This is a genomic window from Fructilactobacillus sp. YLN 2412 (genome assembly GCF_059488745.1).
Map to the genome: position 1 here is coordinate 957,002 of NZ_CM183165.1, position 19,555 is coordinate 976,556.

General features: G+C 32.9%; 18 protein-coding genes and 1 other RNA gene. 10 read left to right on the forward strand and 9 right to left on the reverse strand.

Features of this window, described 5'->3' with window-relative positions:
- Nucleotides 1-13: 13 nt before the first annotated feature.
- From AC0GLR_RS04860 to cydC, 7 genes are all read left to right on the forward strand, one after another.
- Complete coding sequence (locus AC0GLR_RS04860) at nt 14-199, forward strand: type Z 30S ribosomal protein S14 (RefSeq protein ID WP_495604353.1); 186 nt, start codon at nt 14-16, stop codon at nt 197-199.
- A 23-nt stretch (nt 200-222) separates the two neighbouring features.
- A complete protein-coding gene (locus AC0GLR_RS04865; RefSeq protein WP_159442460.1) occupies nt 223-330 on the forward strand; it encodes a putative metal homeostasis protein in 108 nt (35 codons plus the stop codon).
- Nucleotides 331-553: 223 nt separating this feature from the next.
- Complete coding sequence (locus AC0GLR_RS04870) at nt 554-1,729, forward strand: NAD(P)/FAD-dependent oxidoreductase (RefSeq protein WP_495604354.1); 1,176 nt, start codon at nt 554-556, stop codon at nt 1,727-1,729.
- 29 nt (nt 1,730-1,758) lie between these two features.
- Nucleotides 1,759-3,195 carry a cytochrome ubiquinol oxidase subunit I gene (locus AC0GLR_RS04875; RefSeq protein WP_495604355.1) on the forward strand — a complete coding sequence of 479 codons (1,437 nt, stop codon included), beginning with the start codon at nt 1,759-1,761 and terminating at the stop codon, nt 3,193-3,195.
- Nucleotides 3,195-4,229 (forward strand): cytochrome d ubiquinol oxidase subunit II, encoded by a 1,035-nt coding sequence (cydB, locus tag AC0GLR_RS04880; protein ID WP_495604356.1) that lies wholly within the window; start codon nt 3,195-3,197, stop codon nt 4,227-4,229. Before AC0GLR_RS04875 ends, cydB begins: the two co-directional genes overlap by 1 nt.
- Before the next feature lie 20 nt (nt 4,230-4,249).
- Nucleotides 4,250-5,995 (forward strand): thiol reductant ABC exporter subunit CydD, encoded by a 1,746-nt coding sequence (cydD, locus tag AC0GLR_RS04885; RefSeq protein ID WP_495604357.1) that lies wholly within the window; start codon nt 4,250-4,252, stop codon nt 5,993-5,995.
- Entirely contained in the window at nt 5,979-7,733 is a 1,755-nt protein-coding gene (gene cydC, locus AC0GLR_RS04890; protein WP_495604358.1) for a thiol reductant ABC exporter subunit CydC, read from the forward strand. The genes cydD and cydC overlap by 17 nt, the downstream gene beginning before the upstream one ends.
- On the opposite strand, the gene AC0GLR_RS04895 is transcribed toward cydC, so the two are convergent.
- The 4 genes from AC0GLR_RS04895 to AC0GLR_RS04910 form a co-directional block, all read right to left on the reverse strand.
- Nucleotides 7,734-8,702 carry a polyprenyl synthetase family protein gene (locus AC0GLR_RS04895; RefSeq protein WP_495604359.1) on the reverse strand — a complete coding sequence of 323 codons (969 nt, stop codon included), beginning with the start codon at nt 8,700-8,702 and terminating at the stop codon, nt 7,734-7,736.
- A 241-nt stretch (nt 8,703-8,943) separates the two neighbouring features.
- On the reverse strand, nt 8,944-10,293 hold the full coding sequence (locus tag AC0GLR_RS04900; RefSeq protein WP_495604360.1) for a glucose-6-phosphate isomerase: 1,350 nt from the start codon (nt 10,291-10,293) through the stop codon (nt 8,944-8,946).
- Between the two features lie 27 nt (nt 10,294-10,320).
- Entirely contained in the window at nt 10,321-11,208 is an 888-nt protein-coding gene (locus AC0GLR_RS04905; RefSeq protein WP_495604361.1) for an ROK family protein, read from the reverse strand.
- Nucleotides 11,209-11,362: 154 nt separating this feature from the next.
- On the reverse strand, nt 11,363-12,538 hold the full coding sequence (locus tag AC0GLR_RS04910) for a class I SAM-dependent methyltransferase (RefSeq protein ID WP_495604362.1): 1,176 nt from the start codon (nt 12,536-12,538) through the stop codon (nt 11,363-11,365).
- 119 nt (nt 12,539-12,657) lie between these two features.
- On the opposite strand from AC0GLR_RS04910, the gene AC0GLR_RS04915 reads away from it, so the two are divergent.
- Complete coding sequence (locus AC0GLR_RS04915) at nt 12,658-13,431, forward strand: Cof-type HAD-IIB family hydrolase (protein WP_495604363.1); 774 nt, start codon at nt 12,658-12,660, stop codon at nt 13,429-13,431.
- Between the two features lie 34 nt (nt 13,432-13,465).
- Nucleotides 13,466-13,832, forward strand: a transfer-messenger RNA (tmRNA) gene (ssrA, locus tag AC0GLR_RS04920).
- Nucleotides 13,833-14,016: 184 nt separating this feature from the next.
- Here ssrA and AC0GLR_RS04925 read toward each other — a convergent pair.
- The 4 genes from AC0GLR_RS04925 to AC0GLR_RS04940 all read right to left on the reverse strand — a co-directional run bounded on the left by AC0GLR_RS04925 (nt 14,017) and on the right by AC0GLR_RS04940 (nt 16,870).
- The gene (locus AC0GLR_RS04925; RefSeq protein WP_495604364.1) at nt 14,017-14,271 is read right to left on the reverse strand and encodes a hypothetical protein; all 255 of its coding nucleotides are present in this window, start codon (nt 14,269-14,271) and stop codon (nt 14,017-14,019) included.
- A 92-nt stretch (nt 14,272-14,363) separates the two neighbouring features.
- Nucleotides 14,364-15,434, reverse strand: a complete 1,071-nt coding sequence (locus AC0GLR_RS04930; protein WP_495604365.1) for an XRE family transcriptional regulator — start codon at nt 15,432-15,434, stop codon at nt 14,364-14,366.
- Between the two features lie 43 nt (nt 15,435-15,477).
- On the reverse strand, nt 15,478-16,134 hold the full coding sequence (locus tag AC0GLR_RS04935) for a hypothetical protein (RefSeq protein WP_495604366.1): 657 nt from the start codon (nt 16,132-16,134) through the stop codon (nt 15,478-15,480).
- A 220-nt stretch (nt 16,135-16,354) separates the two neighbouring features.
- Nucleotides 16,355-16,870, reverse strand: coding sequence for a LysM peptidoglycan-binding domain-containing protein (locus AC0GLR_RS04940; protein WP_495604367.1), 516 nt, complete (start codon nt 16,868-16,870; stop codon nt 16,355-16,357).
- A gap of 268 nt (nt 16,871-17,138) precedes the next feature.
- Between AC0GLR_RS04940 and AC0GLR_RS04945 the strand changes: the two genes are divergently transcribed.
- The gene (locus tag AC0GLR_RS04945; protein WP_495604368.1) at nt 17,139-18,281 is read left to right on the forward strand and encodes an ArgE/DapE family deacylase; all 1,143 of its coding nucleotides are present in this window, start codon (nt 17,139-17,141) and stop codon (nt 18,279-18,281) included.
- 64 nt (nt 18,282-18,345) lie between these two features.
- Here the strand turns inward: AC0GLR_RS04945 and AC0GLR_RS04950 are convergent, their stop codons facing one another.
- Complete coding sequence (locus AC0GLR_RS04950) at nt 18,346-19,467, reverse strand: alpha/beta hydrolase (RefSeq protein WP_495604369.1); 1,122 nt, start codon at nt 19,465-19,467, stop codon at nt 18,346-18,348.
- Between the last annotated feature and the right edge of the window lie 88 nt (nt 19,468-19,555).

The window sequence follows — 19,555 nt, forward strand, 5'->3', positions numbered from 1 at the left end:
AAAGGAGAATGTTATGGCAAAAAAATCAATGATTGAAAAAAGTAGACGCTCTGCTAAATTCGCAACACAACAATATACACGTTGTGAACGTTGTGGTCGTCCCCGTGCTGTCTACCAAAAATTTCATCTTTGTCGTATCTGTTTAAGACAACTTGCGCATAAAGGTCAAATTCCTGGCATGAAAAAAGCTAGCTGGTAATCAAAGCTGGAAGGAGTTCTAATATGAAAAAAGAAGATTTAGCAACTGCTTACCGTAATCTAAAAAGTCCAAACAAACGAACTAAGAGCCGTGCGTTACGAACTATAAAAAAGGCTAAAAATGAAAAATAATCGCAATTCCTAAAAAGAACTGTAATCTAACATTAGATTACAGTTCTTTTTAGGTTTAAAATATCCTTATATAATAGAAGCAAATAAAATATTTTGTAATTTTAAATAATTATTTATTAATCGGATAAATAACTTGAATATCCGATTTATTAAGGTATATTTAATTTGTTTAACAAATTATTAAATATTTTATGATATCATGTGTTGAAAGGAGATGTTAATTATGACTGATGTACTTGTTCTCGGAGCTGGTTATGCCGGACTTCGAGCATGTAAACAATTAGCTAAAAGTAAATTAAATTTAAACATTAATTTAGTTAACAAAAATTCGTATAATTATGATGCAACTGCTCTAGAAACTGTGGCAGCCGGTGCTACTGCACCAGAAAACATTATGATGGATATAGCTGACGTAACTAGCGATAAAGTTCATTTTATTCAAGACGAGGTTGAAGTTATCAATCGTGATCAAAATTCAGTAGTTTTAAAAAATAGTAAACAAGAACTGAAATACGATTACCTATTTAATGCCCTTGGTTTTGAACCAGAAACTTTTGGAACCCCAGGTGCAAATGAATATGCGTTACAAATTAGCAACATTGATAATGCGATTGCTGATTATAAAACGGTGGTTAAAAACCTGGAAACCTATCAAAAAACTGGTGATAAAGATTATCTAAGTATGATAGTTGTTGGCGGAGGTTTAACCAGTGCAGAATTACTGGGTGAGTTAGTTCATCAAATTCCTAAGTGGGCACACAAATACGGGTTTGAAAAAGCAGATTTTAAATTAACTTGTATTGGTCCTAATTTATTGTCAATGTTTGACGAAAAACAACGTACCTATGCACAACGTTACTTAGAAAAACACGGGGTAACTTTTATTCTGGGTCAAAACGTTAAATCAGTTTCTGAGACTGGTGTTGTTTATGGAGATAATAATCAGAAGCTCCCTGCTAGAACAGTTTTTTGGACTGCAGGAGTTAGTGGTAGTCATGTGATTGAAAAGTCTGGATATCCTGAACATCGTGATCGAGTTGCGGTTAATGATGACATGACGTCACCTACCAATGCCAATGAATATATCATCGGTGATGTGGCCGCTGTTAAAGATCAATCGACTGGTCGTTTTTATCCGCCAACGGGTCAAATTGCAATTCAGGAAGCTAATATTGCTGTTGCAAATCTAACAGCTAAATTAACTCACAGTAAGCCAGTTCCATTCACATATAAAAGTTTAGGAACAGTTTGTTCATTAGGACCAACTACTGGGATTGCTTATGATTTGTTAGGATTTCCAATCAAACTAACTGGCTTTCTTGTTCCTCCAATCAAAAACTTGATTTTTAAACGATCAGCTTTTGAACTTTCTGGACTCAAAGCCGCCTTACAACGCTAATAATATTATAATGAAAGAAGTATGATAATATGTTTAATTTAGGACTTAGTGTGTTGTCATTAGCACGGTTCCAATTTGCAATGACTACTATTTTTCACTTCTTCTTTGTCCCTACTTCAATTGGGATGGGTTTAATGGTAGCCATCATGGAAACGACTTATGTGATAACAAAAAAGCCAATCTACAAATCGATGACTAAATTCTGGGGCAAGATCTTTTTACTTAGTTTTGCCGTCGGTGTTGTGACTGGATTAATTCAAGAATTTCAGTTCGGAATGAACTGGTCTAACTACTCTCGATTTATGGGTGATATTTTTGGTGCTCCCCTAGCAATCGAAGCTCTTCTCGCCTTTTTCTTAGAATCAACTTTCCTAGGAGTCTGGATGTTTACCTGGGACAAAATGAAACCAGCTTGGCACGCCTTAATGATTTGGCTGGTTTTCATTGGTTCTGTAATTTCAGCCTTATGGATTTTGGCTGCCAACAGTTTCATGCAACATCCAGTTGGGTATGCTATCAACAAAAAAACTGGACATGCCGTAATGACTAGTTTTAGTGCCATTGTTACTAATAAACAGCTTTGGTATGAATTTCCTCATGTTATTTTTGGAGCTTTTGTAACTGGTTCATTTATTGTTGCCGGACTTTCAGCAATCATGCTTTTCCGAAAAAAATCACCTAAATTTTTCCGGAAATCAATGCGTCTTGGTTTAATCATCGGATTATTAAGTTGTGGTGGCAGTTTCTTATCTGGTGATTCACAGATGGTATATTTACAACATGATCAGCCAATGAAATTCGCTGCTAATGAAGGAATTTACCAAAATGTAAAAAGCCCTGCTCCATGGACAGTTGTCCAAATTTCAGATAATAAAACAAAACGTGGTTATGGTAAAATCGAAATTCCCTATCTATTAGATATTTTAAGTTACCACAAACTATCTGGTGATGTTAAGGGAATGAACGCTGCTAATGCAGAATTACACAAAAAATACGATAAGAAGTTCGGAAAGAACATGAACTATTATGTCGCTACCAACACTCTCTTCTACTCATTTAGAATTATGTCTGCTGGGTTAGGTGTATTAGGACTCTTAGCAATCTTAGGACTATGGTTCTCTAGAAAGAAAAAAGATACAATTATGAAACAAAAATGGTTAACTTTCTTGCTTTCGATTGCAACTATCGGACCTTGGATTATTAATTCTTGTGGTTGGTTAATTACAGAATTAGGTCGTCAGCCTTGGGTTGTTTATGGTCTATATCCTACGGCTGCTGCAGTTTCACCTAGTACGTCAGCTGGCGAGGTATTATTTACCAACATCATTTACTTCATTGTTTTTGCAACATTAGCAGCCTTTATGATTATGTATTCCCTAAAGATTGTTAATAAAGGACCTAAAGCAGTTGGTGATAATGAAAATTATGACCTTGAAGATCCATTTTCAAAGGAGGCCTTTAAATAATGAGTATCTTACAATTATTGTGGTACAGTGTTATCGGTTTACTATTCGCATTATTCTTAATCCTTGATGGTGCAGATTTCGGGGTTGGAATGGCCACTAGATTTTTATGTTATAACGATACTGAACGCGGATTGGTTTTAAGAACGATTGGCGCTCACTGGAATGGTAACGAAGTTTTCTTAGTTACAGCTGGCGGAGCAATGTTTGCTTCAATTCCACTATGGTATGCTAGTTTGTTCTCTGGTTTTTATATTGTTTTATTTCTAATTTTAATTGCTTTGATTTTTCGAGGAGTTTCTTTTGAGTTTTCAGAAAATGCAGAAACAAAACAAGGAAAAAATCGCTGGATGTGGGCAAATTTCTTTGGTAGTTTATTTTTACCTTTCTTATTTGGGATTTTGTTCATGGATATGATTCAACCAGTTCCAATGGATAGTCAAGGTAACATTTTTGCTGGTTTCTGGAATGTAATCAATCCCCTATCGCTATTAGGGGGAATTGCTTTAACTGCAATTTGTTTATACCAAGGATTACATTACATTTCCTTGCATACTACTGGTTTGATTGAATACAAAGCAGAACGATTAGCTGATAACCTATACTGGGCTGCTTATCCTGTTGAAGTACTCCTTGTCGTTGCTCTTTATTTTCAAACTAATTTTTTTGAACGCCATTTATACAGTACGTTAATTTTGTTAGTTTTAATTGTTGCAATGACTGTTTGGGGGCAAATCGCAAGTGCTAAAGATCATGAATGGCAAGCTTACTTTGCTAGTTCTTTAAGTCTTGTATTTGTTGTAATGTTAGTTTTCGTAGGATTATTCCCATACGTTCTAATTGCTGAAAATCCTGCTCATTCTATCTTAATCACCCAAGCTTCCTCAACTCCATACACATTAACAGCAATGACAATTGCCCTGGTAATTCTTTTACCTATCATGTTGGCTTACTTTATTTGGAGTTATATTTACTTGTCTGGAAGAATTTCTTTGCAAGAATATGAGAAAATGGAAAAACAAGACGAAAGTTATTAAAAATATGATTGGAGAATTGCATGTTTGATAAACAACTTATGTCAATTCCCGGTGTCAAAAAGTTAATTGTAAAACTTTCTTGTTTAGCAGTTATTCAAGGATTAGCAATCATCTTTGAAGCCGTGTTCTTATCATTAGCGGTTGTGCTAACTTGGAAACTCAAAAAGGTAACAGCATTATTTACTCCAATGCTGTTATTTTTTGTATTTTTTGCAATTCGCTATCTAGTTACCCGAATCGAAGCTCAGTTAACTGATCAATTTGCTTCTAAAGCAAGCGGAACTCTCAAACAAAAACTCTTAATAAAAGAATTTGAGCTCGGTCCTACTATTGTTAGCAACTTAGGTTCCGGTCATTTGATAACATTGGCACTGGAAGGCATTAACAAAATTGATAACTATTTAAATTTAATCATAATTAAAACCGTTAACATGGCAATAATTCCCTGGGTCCTTTTAATTGCAGTTTTTTTACTAGATAAACTTTCTGCTTTTATTTTATTACTTATGTTTCCCATTATTATTTTATTTATGATCATTTTAGGAAAAGCAGCAGCTGCAAAATCAAATGCCCAATATGAAGGATTTACCAATATGTCCAATAATTTTGTAGATTCAATGCGTGGGTTAAAAACATTAAAATTATTTGGTTTGAGTAAAAAATATAGTAATAATATTTATAAAGTCAGTGAAAATTATCGTAAAAGTACCATGAGTGTCTTAAAAGTTGCACTATTATCTACATTTGCTCTAGATTTTTATACTACTGTTTCAATCGCAATTGTAGCTTTATTTTTAGGAATTAATTTAATTAATGGTCATATTTTATTATTTCCTGCTTTAGCCATTTTAATTTTATGTCCTGATTATTTCTTGCCAGTTAGAGATTACGGAAATGATTATCATGCAACTCTGGACGGCAAAAATGCATTAGTTAATATTAATGAAATTCTTGCTATTCCTTCCCCTCATGCCGAAGTTACTTTAAAAGACTTTGCTGGGTGGACCGCAAATAGTTCCTTAGCCGCTAACCATCTAAATTTTGACTATGAAAAAGAACCAACTTTATCTGACATCAATTTTAAGATCCATGGGTATACAAAAGTTGGAATTGTCGGTCGATCTGGATCAGGGAAATCAACTTTATTAAATTTAATTGGCGGGTGGCTACAACCAACAAATGCTAAAACATTGCCATTTACAGTTAATAATCAAAAGGTTGATAGCTTGGCTCAAGCAGCATGGCAGCAACATATTAGTTATATCCCTCAAGATCCCTATATTTTTAGTGGAAGTATTGCTGAAAATATTGCTTTTTATAAACCATCTGCATCAACAACCGCAATCAAATCTGCTGCTGAAAAGGCTGGATTAACTGGATTTTTAGCTGAGTTAAAAGCTGGATTGGATACCAAAATTGGTGAAGGTGGTCGCGGTATTTCAGGAGGTCAAGCACAAAGAATTGCATTGGCACGTGCTTTACTAGATCAAAGTCGTAATATTTTATTACTAGATGAGCCAACTGCTCATCTAGACATTGAAACAGAATATGAGTTAAAACAAACAATGCTTCCCCTATTTAAAGATCATCTTGTCATTTTTGCTACGCATCGATTACATTGGATGAATGATATGGATTATGTCTTAGTAATGGAAGATGGTAAATTGGTTGAACAAGGTAATCCAACTAATTTGTTACAACAAAATGGTATCTATCGAGATTTAATTAACGAGATTAGAGGTGAAATCCATGAAGAAAATCTTTAAAAATGACTCTTGGATTAAGCCCTATTTAAAAAAATACAAAGGTTTATTAGCATTAGTATTTTTCTTAGGTGTTATAACTTTTATTTGTTCAATTGGACTGATGTTTACAGCTGGATATTTAATTAGTCGTTCAGCTCAAAGACCTTATAACATCTTATTAGTCTTTGTACCGGTTATCATTACTGAGGGTTTTGGAATCTTTCGACCAGTTTTTAAATATTTGGAACGAATCAATAGTCATAACTGGGTTTTAAAAGTTACATCCAACCTGCGTAAACGACTCTATGAAACACTTGAAAAACAAGCCATGTTCTTAGATCAAAAATTTAAAACTGGTGATTTATTAAGTGTTTTAGCAGATGACATTGATCACTTAGAAAATCTGTATCTAAGAACTATTTTCCCATTAATCGTAGCTTATTTAACCGGAATTATTCTAATTATTGTTTTAGGAATTGTAAGTTGGATTTATGCTTTATTCATGTTATTTACTTTTTTATTAATCCTATTGGTGATTCCTTTAATATCAGTTGCAGTTCGTGGTGCTAGTTTAGAATATCAAAAAACACTACTACACGATTCTTACAATAATTTGACCGATGCAACACTAGGAATTGGCGATTGGATGATATCGGGACGAAAAAAAGGCTTCTTACAACAAACCACTAAAAATGATGATAAATTGTCAGAGTCAACTTTTAAAACTCATCAATTTGAATGGAATCGTGATTTTGTAATCAAATTAATTTTTGGAATAATTGTAGTTGTAACTCTCATTTGGACGAATTTTGCTCTTACCTCTTCGACTCGATTAGCTGACTATGTAGCTGCATTCGTATTAGGTGTCTTTCCCTTAATCGACGCCTTTGCACCTGTTTCACAAGCGATGGAAGAATGGCCAATGTATCGAGATTCAGTTATTCGTCTTAATCAACTCTCTGATGATGAAACAACGGAACCAAATGTTCCTCAGACTAATTTAAATCCCAATGATTTTAAAAACATTGAAATGAAAAACGTTACCTTTCACTACCAAGGTGATTCACTTGATTTATTAAAAAATGTTTCTTTAAAAGTTTTAAAGGGACAAAAAACAGCTATCATTGGTCCCTCCGGAGTTGGTAAAACAACTTTGTTACAATTATTGCTAGGCGCCTTGACCCCAACAAGTGGGATGGTAACTATCAATGAAACGGTTGATGTCGCTGCCTTACAAAATAACCGTTCTAAGTGGTTTAGTGTTCTTGATCAAAAACCATTTTTGTTTAAAACTTCGGTACTAAATAATGTTCGAATTGGGAATGAGAATGCAACTGATGCTCAAGTTGAACAAGCATTAGCCGCTGTTGGTATGAAAAAATTTGTTAATTCGTTACCAAATGGTATTTATACCGATGTTTCAGAAAATGGAGTTCGTTTTTCGGGAGGGCAACGTCAGCGATTAGCGCTTGCACGAATTTTATTACAAGATAACCCTATTGTATTATTAGATGAACCAACTGTGGGATTAGATCCAATTACCGAAAATGATTTAATTAAAACACTTGATCTAGTATTAAAAAATAAAACGGTGATTTGGGTAACACACCATCTACAAGGATTAGATACTATGAATCAAATTATCTTTTTAGAAAATGGTGTCATTAAAATGGCTGGAAAACCTAGTTCATTGTATAAAAATAATCCTCGATTCAGACAGTTAACTGCCATGGATCAAGGATTACCATTCAAAAAATAATTAACTAAAAAGTTGGTGAATAACTGTTTCCAGTTCTGTTCTGTTACTAGATTCAGGTAACTCTTTTAATAATGAAAATGCTTCGTCTAAGAAGCTTTGTAAAACTTTGCGAGCATAATCAATTCCACCGCTTTTTTGAATTATATTAATAACTTTTTCTAGATCAGCTGAATTCAGCTGATCTTTTTTTAACAATGTCTCTAATTCTTCTTTGTGTCCAGTCGTCAAAGCTTGAATAACAGGCAAAGTATAAATTCCACTTTGTACATCATTTAGAGTTGGTTTACTAGTCTCAACATCTGGTTCAAAATCACGTAAATCATCTCTAATTTGAAAGGCCATCCCAATTTGTAGACCAATTTTTTCTAACAAAGCAATCCAATGTGAATCACCTCCGCTTAAAATTGCACCCTCACCCATACTAATTCTAAATAATTCGGCTGTTTTTCCTTTAATTGCTTTGAAATATTGAGTTTCAGTTCGATTTATATTATAACGTTCAACACTTTGATTTAGTTCTCCTGCTAAAAGATCCTCCATTACCTTTACATTATATTTCAGATTTTCAAAATTTGGAGCATATTTTAATAAGAGTTCAAAATACTGTGTGAATAAATAATCACCTAAGTAAACTGCATTATGAATCCCAAAATTAAAGTTTAGTGTTTCCTTTCCACGGCGCAGATCTGAATCGTCAATAACATCATCATGAACTAAAGAAGCCAAATGAATAATTTCAATGGAAGCAGCTGCTTTTTCATACTGCTTATCAATATCTGGTTTAGTTCCTAAATTAGCTGACAATAAGAGTAAGGCCGAGCGAAGCATTTTGCCATTACCATCAATCAAATTTTTGATTCCATCATTAAATTCAGGAATATTAACCTTAATCTGATTATCCATGATAATCTCAGTTTCAGTTAATTTTTCTTTTAAAGATGTAAAGTTTTCCCATAAACTCAAATCCATGTTTTACCGCCCTTGTAATACTTATTAATAACATTAGTATAGCATACCAAATTACTACATTAAGCTAACCTTTCAATATTAATGTCAGTATATATTCTAATAATTAACAATAGCATTTTTAAAATAAAATACTATAGAAATGATAAATAAATTTTTTTTACAACAAATAAGATTTTTACTCCTTGAAAATCAAAAAAACCAGTTGTAATCTAAATTGATTACAACTGGTTTTTAAATATTCTTATTCATGTAATTCTTTGTTTAACTTCTCACCAAGTTCTTCAAAACCAGGTTTTCCGAGCAAAGCAAACATATTCTTTTTATATGCTTCCACACCAGGTTGATTAAATGGATTAATTCCATTTAGATATCCAGAAATTGCTACCGCAACCTCAAAGAAGTAAATTAAGTAACCTAAACTGTATTCTGACTCGTCAGGAATCTGAACAGTCATTACTGGTACTCCACCATCGTTATGTGCTAAAACAACTCCTTCATAGGCTTTGTCGTTAACTTCGTTCATTGATTGTCCTTTTAGATAATTCAAACCATCTAAGTTTTCTTTATCCATTGGAATTTCAACGTTATAAGGTGGATTTTGAACTTTAACAACCGTTTCAAACAAGTTACGTAACCCTTCTTGAATGTATTGTCCAAGTGAATGCAAATCAGTTGTAAAGTTAGCTGATGAAGGATAAATTCCTTTTTGGTCTTTTCCTTCAGATTCACCCATTAATTGTTTCCACCATTCTGAAAACATTCGCAAGTTTGGCTCGTAGTTTTCAACTAATTCAGTAACATAGCCTTTACGATATAAAATGTTACGCAAAGCAGCATAACGATAAGCATCATTTTTAGCAAGATCAGAACTAACATAATCTTTGGAAGCATCGGCAGCACCCTGCATTAATTGATCGAGATCTGCACCAGTTGCAGCAATTGGAAGTAACCCGACTGGAGTCAAAACAGAATAACGTCCACCAACATCATCAGGAATAATAAATGATTCATACCCGTTAGCATCTGCTTCCTTACGTAAAGCACCACGTTTAGCATCAGTTGTAGCATAGATTCTTTGATTAGCATCTTTACCATATTTTTTGATTAATTTGTCTTTAAAAATTCTGAAGGCAATTGATGGCTCAGTGGTAGTGCCCGACTTAGAAATTACGTTCACTGAGAAATCACGATCGCCTAAAAATTCTTCTAATTCGTGTAAATATGAAGCACTTAAAGAATTCCCATCAAAGACTACTTGTACACCACGACGATTTTCTTTAGGTTTTGAATTATAGTAACTACCATTTAAGAAATCAATCGCCATTTTAGCGCCTAAATATGATCCACCAATTCCGATAACTACTAAAACTTCTGAATCTTTTCTAATCTTTTCAGCAGCTTTTTTTATTCTGGCAAATTCAGCTTTATTATAATCAGTTGGTAAGTTGAGCCAACCTCTAAAGTCAGCTCCAGCGCCTGTTCCATCACGAAGTTCAGTGTCAGCAGCATCAACCATTGCCTGCATTTCTGGAACTTCATTGTCATGGACAAATTTTTTCACTTTTGAATCATCAAATTTAATGTGTGCCATAGTAATATACCTTTCAAAAATAATTAATTAATCGTTTTGTTGTTCGTCGATTGCTTTTTTGGCTAAAACAAAATCACCAAAAGTTGCTGATCCATTATGAGCAATTTCAGGAGCAGTAATGTATTTTTCCAATGAACCAACATTTAGATAGTTATTGAATAATAAAGTAAATTGAGCTCTTACCTTAGCAATAAAATCAGGGGTACAAACTCCTCCACCTAAAATTACTTTATTAGGTCTAAAAGTTACAGTTAAATCAATAACTGCTTGAGCAACGTAGTACGCAATAATGTCCCAAGTTGGGTCAATAATTGGGGTATCAATTCCTTTAACTCCATTTCGAGCTTCAAAAGTAGGACCGGAGGCAACCCCTTCAAGACAATCTCCATGCCATGGACAAATTCCCTTGAAGTCTAAATCGTCACGATGACGTTTAACTTTAATATGACCAAATTCTGGGGTACCTTCTACTCCAAGAAATTCTCCATTAATTACTGCACCCATTCCAATCCCAGTTCCGATTGTAATATAAGCGACTGATTTAATGGATTCATCATTCTTTTTAGCGCTAATATACTCACCATAAGCTGATCCATTAACATCAGTAGTCCAAAACATAGGAACATTAAAGTTTTCTTTCATTTTTCCTAAGAAATCAATATTACTCCAACCTTTTTTAGGGGTTTTAATAATCCAACCATAAGTTTCCGAATCTTTATCAACATCAATTGGGCCAAATGAAGCAATTCCAAACGCATCAATGTGATCAAATTTCTTAAAATATTTAATTACTCTAGCTAGAGTTTCATCTGGAGTAGTGGTAGGAAATTGAGTTTGGTCAATTACATTAAAATTTTCATCACCAACAGCACAAACAAATTTAGTTCCACCTGCTTCAATACTTCCATATAGCATAATCATCATCCTCCTTGGATGTCTTCTTAACTTTTCTTTGATTAACTATATTATAATAGTCGCTAAACACTATTGCAATGCATTTGTAATCGTTTTCATAAAAATAATGTTTCACAAACTGAGACCCTTGTGTATCAACTATTCCAGCGAGAAACTATTTTTGTAATTTGAACCATAATCCTTTTATTGGACTTTCACGCAAATATTCTTTATCAAATGGAAAATCTGCTGGTGCTTTAAAAACTTCTTTTTCAATAAAGGAATGTTGCGTGTTATCTAAAGCAGCTTGGGCATTACTCCTCAAATCACGAATACCAACACTAGTAGTTTGAGTAGTTAGGAAAATATCGGCTTGTGAATTTGCTAAAGCAAAGACCGTGGTAAGCAATTCTTTCAAATCTTTTCGAATGTTAAAGTTACCTTTCTTACTACGCAAAAAGACTGGTAAGTTAATAGTAATTACGTCAAAACTTAAATCATGTTTTGAAGCATAATCAAGATATCCTTTCAAATCCATAATACGAACTGTTTGAGCATCCGCCTGAACATCATTAGCCGCAAATTCTTGGACTAAATCTGTTTTAGCACGTTTATTTTGATCCACGTCTTCAGTTTGTACAGATCCACCCATGATAGTAGCAGCAACAAACCCGGTTTGATCAAAAAGCAAATTCAAGGTGACTTTAGCTTGTGAATTTTTCTTAATCTGTTTGCGAACATCACGATAACCTAAATCAAGTCCAGTTTTAGTTGCACCAGCTAAATGAATTGGATAAATTGTTCCATTTTCAGTAATATTTTTATCTACTTGAGGATCAGGAGCCATTCCGTTAACTGCCTTAATCTCACTGCCTTTTTCAAAATGTTTAACTTCATAGATGTTTTGATAACTTGCTAAACTATTTGTAATCGCTTGTAATAAAATCCGTCTTTGGTTAAAAATTCCATCATTTTCCCAGCTGATGACAATTTCACCATCATAATCATCAATGTTAAGTCCACCAAGTCCATCACCTTGTCCATTAAACAAACGATAAGCGTTTACCCCTTTTTCTTGTAATGAAACTCGTTGATTAAAGGCATGCTTAAACAATTTGGTAAAGAAGTTTTCGTCAATTGGTTGGTTTTCTTTGCGACTCAAGATCCAGCCAATCCCATTTCCATCTTTTGCCAAATAAGCACTGGCAACAAAATGACCGCCTTTCATTAAGGCGACCCATTCACCATTGTTGGTAAAATCATTTTCATTATCTAAATCTTTTAAACTTATTTGTGGGTAACCACCTTCAAATTTACTTGCGGCTGCACCTGTAATTTCAATTTCTCGCATAATTTCTCCTTAATAAATATTGTTAATAATTATATTGTAACTTTATTTTAGATTTAATAGTAGGAACTTAAATTAAATGATATGATAAAATGATATCCAGAAATGAGGTTAAAGAAAATATGTATAAGTATTTAGTGTTTTTTGATTTAGACTGTACCCTTTTTGACAATGATTCAAAAGTTAATGACGAAGTGGCAATGGCTATGGATAAAATTCGTGCGAATGGCGGACTACCAATTATTGCAACTGGTCGAACTCTCTATGAAATCCCAGATACATTAAAAAAAACTAAAATTAATACGGTAGTCGCCTCTAATGGTGATTATGGAATGTATCAAAACAAAAAAGTTTTTTCCCGAGTAATTAACCCAAACGTGATTGACAAATTAGCAGATTTTGCTGCTAAAAACGATAACTCAATCACAGTGTTAGATCAGCATGGAAAAGCATCATCTGCACACGATGAATTATTGATTGAAGCCTGCAAGAGAGTTCATGCTCCCATTCCCAAATTAGTCAATAAAGAATATTGGCATGAACATCCAATTGATATGATGTTTGTTACTAATACCGATAAAGACGAACTATATGAAGCAGAATTTGGTGACAAATTAACCTTTTTCCGTAATTCTCCCTTTAGTATTGATATCGTCGATCACGGTGCGTCAAAAGCAACTGGGATTGAACAATTAATTCAAACTGCCGGATTAAAAGGAATTCCTACTTATGCATTTGGTGATGGTGATAATGACATTCCAATGCTTGATTATGTTGACCATCCAGTCGTAATGGGAAATGGAAAAGATAATGTCAAAAAGCATGCTGAATTTATCACAACTAATAACGATAATCATGGAATTGTGAATGGTTTAAAACATTTTGATTTAATTTGACCAATAAATATGATATAATATTTTTATATCTATCGGGGTCGTTATGGATTCGACGGGTATGGTTCGTGCCTGAACTGCATTTCGTACTGCGATGCGTTAAATCGTTCAGTTCATTATAACTGCAAAAAATAATAACAATTCTTACGCCTTAGCTGCCTAAAAACAGTCGACGTAGATCCATCTAATCTCGTCCATGGATTAGTAATGGGTCCTAACTTAAGTGGACTCACGCTCCTCTGCCCCCATCTGAGGCAGAGAGAAGAGATTAATCAGATTAGCTTTTCATATTAGCCTTGATTAATGGCGTCATGAAAAGTGAATTTTAAATAATTGATCTATAAATGTAGACGTTCAGGTGGCGACATACTCGGACGCGGGTTCAAATCCCGCCGACTCCATTAAGCATTATGTTTAAGTTTGTTAGGTTACTAAAAGTATTGATATAACAGCATTTTTAATTTTAAAATTGTGTTTAGTTGTTATTGGTTGGTAAAAAGTTGAAAATGTTGTTAAAAATAAAAGACACTCAAAATTAATTGAGTGTCTTTTTATCAACTTAAATTTATGATATTGTCTAGCAAACAATTATTTTTTGTTATAAATTGCCCCTTCTTCAGGGATATCACTTTCATTATAAACAATAGCAGCTTTTTTGCTTCCATCTTTATTAGAATATATTTTTAATAATTCAGTTGAAATTTCATTCAACTTCAAACTATTAGAATCTATGAAATTAAGTGCATTTTGTACATCATTGACATCTTCAAAACCACGTATTCCCTTTAATCCCAACATACCATCTTCTAATCTATCAGATAACTTTGTACTTTTAAATGGCATAATATCAATTTCCTTTCAACAAATTTTATAATATTACAATTATAATTTTTATATTGTATCAAATAATAAAGCAAAAAAATCACTGAATTTAATCATTTAATGATTCTTAATTTTGGAAAATCATTTGATGATGCTTTATTTTCAATAGAAAAATCAGTCCTAAACATAGATTCAAGATCTTCAATTGGCAATCCTAAATCATTAGAAATTTTACGTTTAGAAACTATATTTGCATCAATAAGCATTTTAAGAGACTTATAAAATATTTCTGGATGTTCTTTTTTTATTTTATCATCATAAGGCTCATGTTTTCTCCATTTGTTTTTTGAAATCTGTTTTTGCAAATATAAATATTGATTATCATTGAGCAAATGTAGCGAATAGGCCCTATAAATAAGTGCGCTTATAGATACATTCCAATGTAACTTAGCTTTTTTAAAAAAAGACATATCAGTAGAAATCAAATAATCACTATAGCTTTCATCAGGAAGTAATAAATCAGATGCAAACTGATTAGCTTGACTTTCAAGAATTTTTTTATATTTTGTATTATCTAATTCGAAAATATTTTCTATACCAAAATGTAATAATATATGACCCAATTCATGGGCAAGGTTGAATCTTCTTCGAGAAGCGGATTCATCATTGTCAGTCAACGCAATTATTGGTCTACTGTTTACCCATGTTGATACAGCATCCAATTTTTCACTGTGCATTGAAGTTTCTGTTATTAAAATACCATTAGATTCCATTATATTAATCAAATTATTAATTGGTCCATTTCCTAAATTCCAAATTACTCGTACCTGTTTTGCTAAATTATTTATCATTTCTGATGTAATATTTTTAATATTTAAGTCAATAGGATTTGGAATAATTAATTTTGGCATAGTAATATAATTCGAAATATAAGAAATACTTTGAGCAGCAAAATCTAAACGAATCTTTTGCATATCACGTAATTTTTTAGTGCTTGCTGCTTGACTTCTAAAAAAAACAGCACCCATAGGTATTTCTTTATTATTTTTTCCAAAGAAATTTACAGGAAATTTTAAAGTATTTGCAATTTTTAATATTGAATCTCCACGAGGATTAGTCGTCCCCATTTCGTATTTACTGATAGATTGTCGTGAAAGTCCTGTTTCTTTTGCAAGCTGACTCATACTAAGTCCCCTTGCTAACCTAGCTTTTTTTAGTTGAATAGGATTAAACTTTTCCTCCAACATCTTTATTTTCCCTTTCTATTTTCATAATTTCTTTTACTTTATCATTAAATGCTAAATTTATTTCTCTTTTATCGTAGGTGCTATTAGTAGATAAAGTTGAAACTGAATCTGTTATATCTTTAATTCCATTCCAAGATGTTACACCAATATTTGGTAATCCCAAATTAACATAATCTAACTTATAATTCGATCCGCCATACGTAACCATTAAATATGGATTTACGCTTGCTGAAGATTTAATGTTTTCGTCATCAAATAATGAAATTTCATCATTTAAATAACTTCTATTAGTTCTATTCCAAGCACTTTGAGGTAAAGATTTCTTTGATCTTGTTTTATGTGTAGTGATAACTGCATCACCACTATAAATGACGGGATAAGTATATCCATTTTGGGAAATCTTTTTATTTTTAATTTTTAAATCAATATCTGACTTTTCCGCTTCATCCTGTAATAGAATATCAACATAAATATGCCTTAACATTCCATAAGCATTTCTAGCTTGAAATAATTGTAACGATGGCTCTCGCTTTACTAATTCATCAAAAAGATTGTAACCACGCTTTATTGTGTTAGAAAAAAAGCCTGGCAAACGTGGATCCATATCTTTTTTCATATAATAATCTAAAGGTGTCATTCAATCGGTCCTTTCCGTTTACATCGTGAAGCATATGTAAACATATTACCTTTTTGGGTTGATTTTGTCAACTTTTCACAAAATAAAGATAATAGTTACTTTTTAGAAAAACCCAAAATCACACTACCAAATTAAAGATAGTGAGGCCTACTTTGTATTTAATTATTTGCTGCTTTTACCTTTATATTACTCATTTTAACAGCCTCCCTGTAAAATAATTTTAACGATAATATCGAATTCCGTGACAAAGATAAATACAGGTATTAATTCTATATTTCAATACAGATGTATTGTTAACAATTACTGTAAATATTCGATTGCTTAACTTCAAACTAATCTCACTTAAAGAGTTGCCAGACCTAGTTACGTAATTATACTGCATCAGCTTATTAGATACATGGTTGTTATTAATTAGTAAATTCTGTCCACGATAGAATGTTTGATTTAGATTATCGCCAAAAACATTAGGATTGTTTAATAAGATGATCCAATCTCTATCACCGGTTTTACGACCAATACTGGTTAAAGTATCTCCGTTTTGAACTGTGTACTTTACTGGATTACATTTATTAGTAACTGGCTTATTATTAGGCTTAACTGGTTGTGGTTCAGCAATCGGCTCATTTGCTGGATTATTATTGGTATTTTTGATGTAAACATTATCAGTGATACTAGTCAAATCAACATCTAAATCACATGGACTTTCTTGATATTTCCAAATTGCAACTCCGTTCATAGATGGGAATGCGTTTTAGTTTGGAGTACCGTCGACTCCATTTTTAACATCTAGCCTGCAAGTATTAGCGCTTCAAATGCTGATATAGCAGGCTTTTTATTTTTCTTAGCATTCGTAGAAACTTATATATTCATTTAAAAAGAAAATCAATTTAATCTTTTATAATAACAATTTAGTATAAAATTTTAATTTTATTTCTTATTCCTCAATTGACATTTTCCCATTTTCAGTTATCCTAGTAGAAATACAATTGAAAGGACGAACCGCAATGAATAAACAAGAAAAAATTAAAATTCTCGCTGACTTAATTGCCATTCGTTCCGTAAATAACAATGAGGAAGCAGTCGCACAATATCTAACTACTTTGTTAGGAAAACATGGTATTGAAACCGAACTCGTCAAATATGCTCCACATCGTGCTAATCTAGTTGCTGAAATTGGAACTGGTAAACCCGTAACTGTTTTTAGTGGCCACGAAGATGTGGTTGACGCTGGTGGAGACTGGGATACTGATCCTTTTGACTTAAGTGAACAAGATGGAAAGTTATATGGTCGAGGAGCTTGCGATATGAAAAGCGGTGTGGCTGCAATGATTATTGCACTAATCGAGCTTAAGGAAGCAGCAACTCCAATCAATGGAACTATTAAACTTTTAATTACCGTTGGTGAAGAAGTTGGAGAATATGGTGCCGAGCAACTCACTCAACAAGGTTTTATGGAAGATGTTGATGCTCTTATCATTGGAGAACCAACTGGTTATCGAATTTGTTATGCTCATAAAGGTTCTTTAGATGTTCAAATTAAATCCAAAGGTAAAATTGCTCATAGTTCTATGCCCACGCTTGGAAATAACGCCATCCAAAATCTCTTAGAGCTTTTAACGCTTATTAATAATGAAATTAAAAGAATAGATGCAACTGACCCTTCCATTGGAGACTTTCTCTTTAATTTTACGGTCATCAAAGGTGGTACGCAGGTTAATTCAATTCCAGGGACTGCAAGTGTAGAACTAAATGCACGAACAATTGATGAATTTAATAATGCCAACGTCCTTAAAACTATTAAAACAGCTATTGAAAAACTTGAGCAAAAAGATCCTAAGTATCAATTTGAATTAAATGTAATGATGGATTTACCCCCTGTTGATGGCAATGAAGAAAATAAATTAGTTCAATATGGACAAAAGATTGGAAAACAAGTCACTAATCAAGACATTCCAACTTTTGGTGGTACTTATACAACTGATGCAGCTAAATTTTTAGTTAACAAGCCAGCCACTTTTCCCTTCATGATCTTTGGTCCAGGTAATAGTTCATTACACAGTTCTAACGAATACATTAGTACTGAAATGTATCTTAATTTTATTGAGATCTACAAAAAATTAATGTTGGATAATCAAAATTTTGCATAAATAAAAAGCCTATTCGCAATAACTTTAAAAAAAGTTGTCGTAATAGGCTTTTCCTTTGTGATAATTATCTTTCAGCCCACAAAGCCATCTCTCGAATCACATCTTGTGATTGTGGAACAATTCCAACTTTATCAATAAAAGCATGCATCATCCCACCATAGTATAAATAAGTAGTATCATTTCGATGTTTAGCCACCGAACATGCATATTGATATCCTTGGTTATTTAAACAATCAAATTCAGCTGCGATTACCATTGTTCGTGGCATTTTAGCGAACTCATCATCTGATATTGCTGCTGGAGAAATTGTTTTATCTGTCATTTGATTATCATCATCTACATAAATATTTTTTAAGATATCAATCGCATCAATATTTCCAGCGTCCATATCTCTAACTAATTCCTTTTGATCGTTGGGCATTTCTCCTAACTCAAGTTGATGAGCCTGCTTTCGATTATCAACCATGGGATAAATTAAAACTTGACCTTTAATCAAATTATCATCCTGAACTGCATCCAAATATGACATTACTGCTGCGAGGTTTCCGCCGGCACTATCTCCGCTTACATAGATTCTTTCTCGATTGATTTTTAACTCATCAGCATGTTGATTTACATAAGTAAGTGCCCTTTGACAATCAGCTAACAATTGAGTCGCAGTTACTTCAGGTGTCATGCGATAATCAACCGCAAAAACGATTCCATGACAATCAGCTGCTAATTTTTTACAAAAGTTTTTAGCATTTAAAGCTGATCCACCATAAAAATCGCCACCATGATAATAAACAAAACAAGGTTTATTTTGACTAGATGTATTTTCTGCTTCATATTTTTCTAAAATGACATCGCCTAAATCAAGCTCTGTTTCCGAAACTGCAAAAGAAATATCCAAATTTTCTGAACCCATAGCCGCTCTAATAGCTAAAGCTGTTTGCGCTGCTTGAGAATGATTTTGATTTGTCATTCTCTTCGTCGCTTTGCTTCCGGGAACAAATCCGTTTTGTTTACTTGCTTCATATTTAACCAAAGATTGATCAACTTCACCGTCATTTTCAGCAACTTTTTTCAAAACTAAAACATTATTATCATCTCTTTTAAAATTCGCAAAGTCATAGTTAGGCGAAATTGTATTTAAACAGGTGTAATAATCTAACGTGGTCGGTGTCCAAATATTTTTAGTATTCATTGTAAAAATCTCCTTTTCATGATTAAACTTAGTGTAATCCAAATAAAAGATAATTACATTTTTAAATATTTGCCTGAAACAAAAAGAG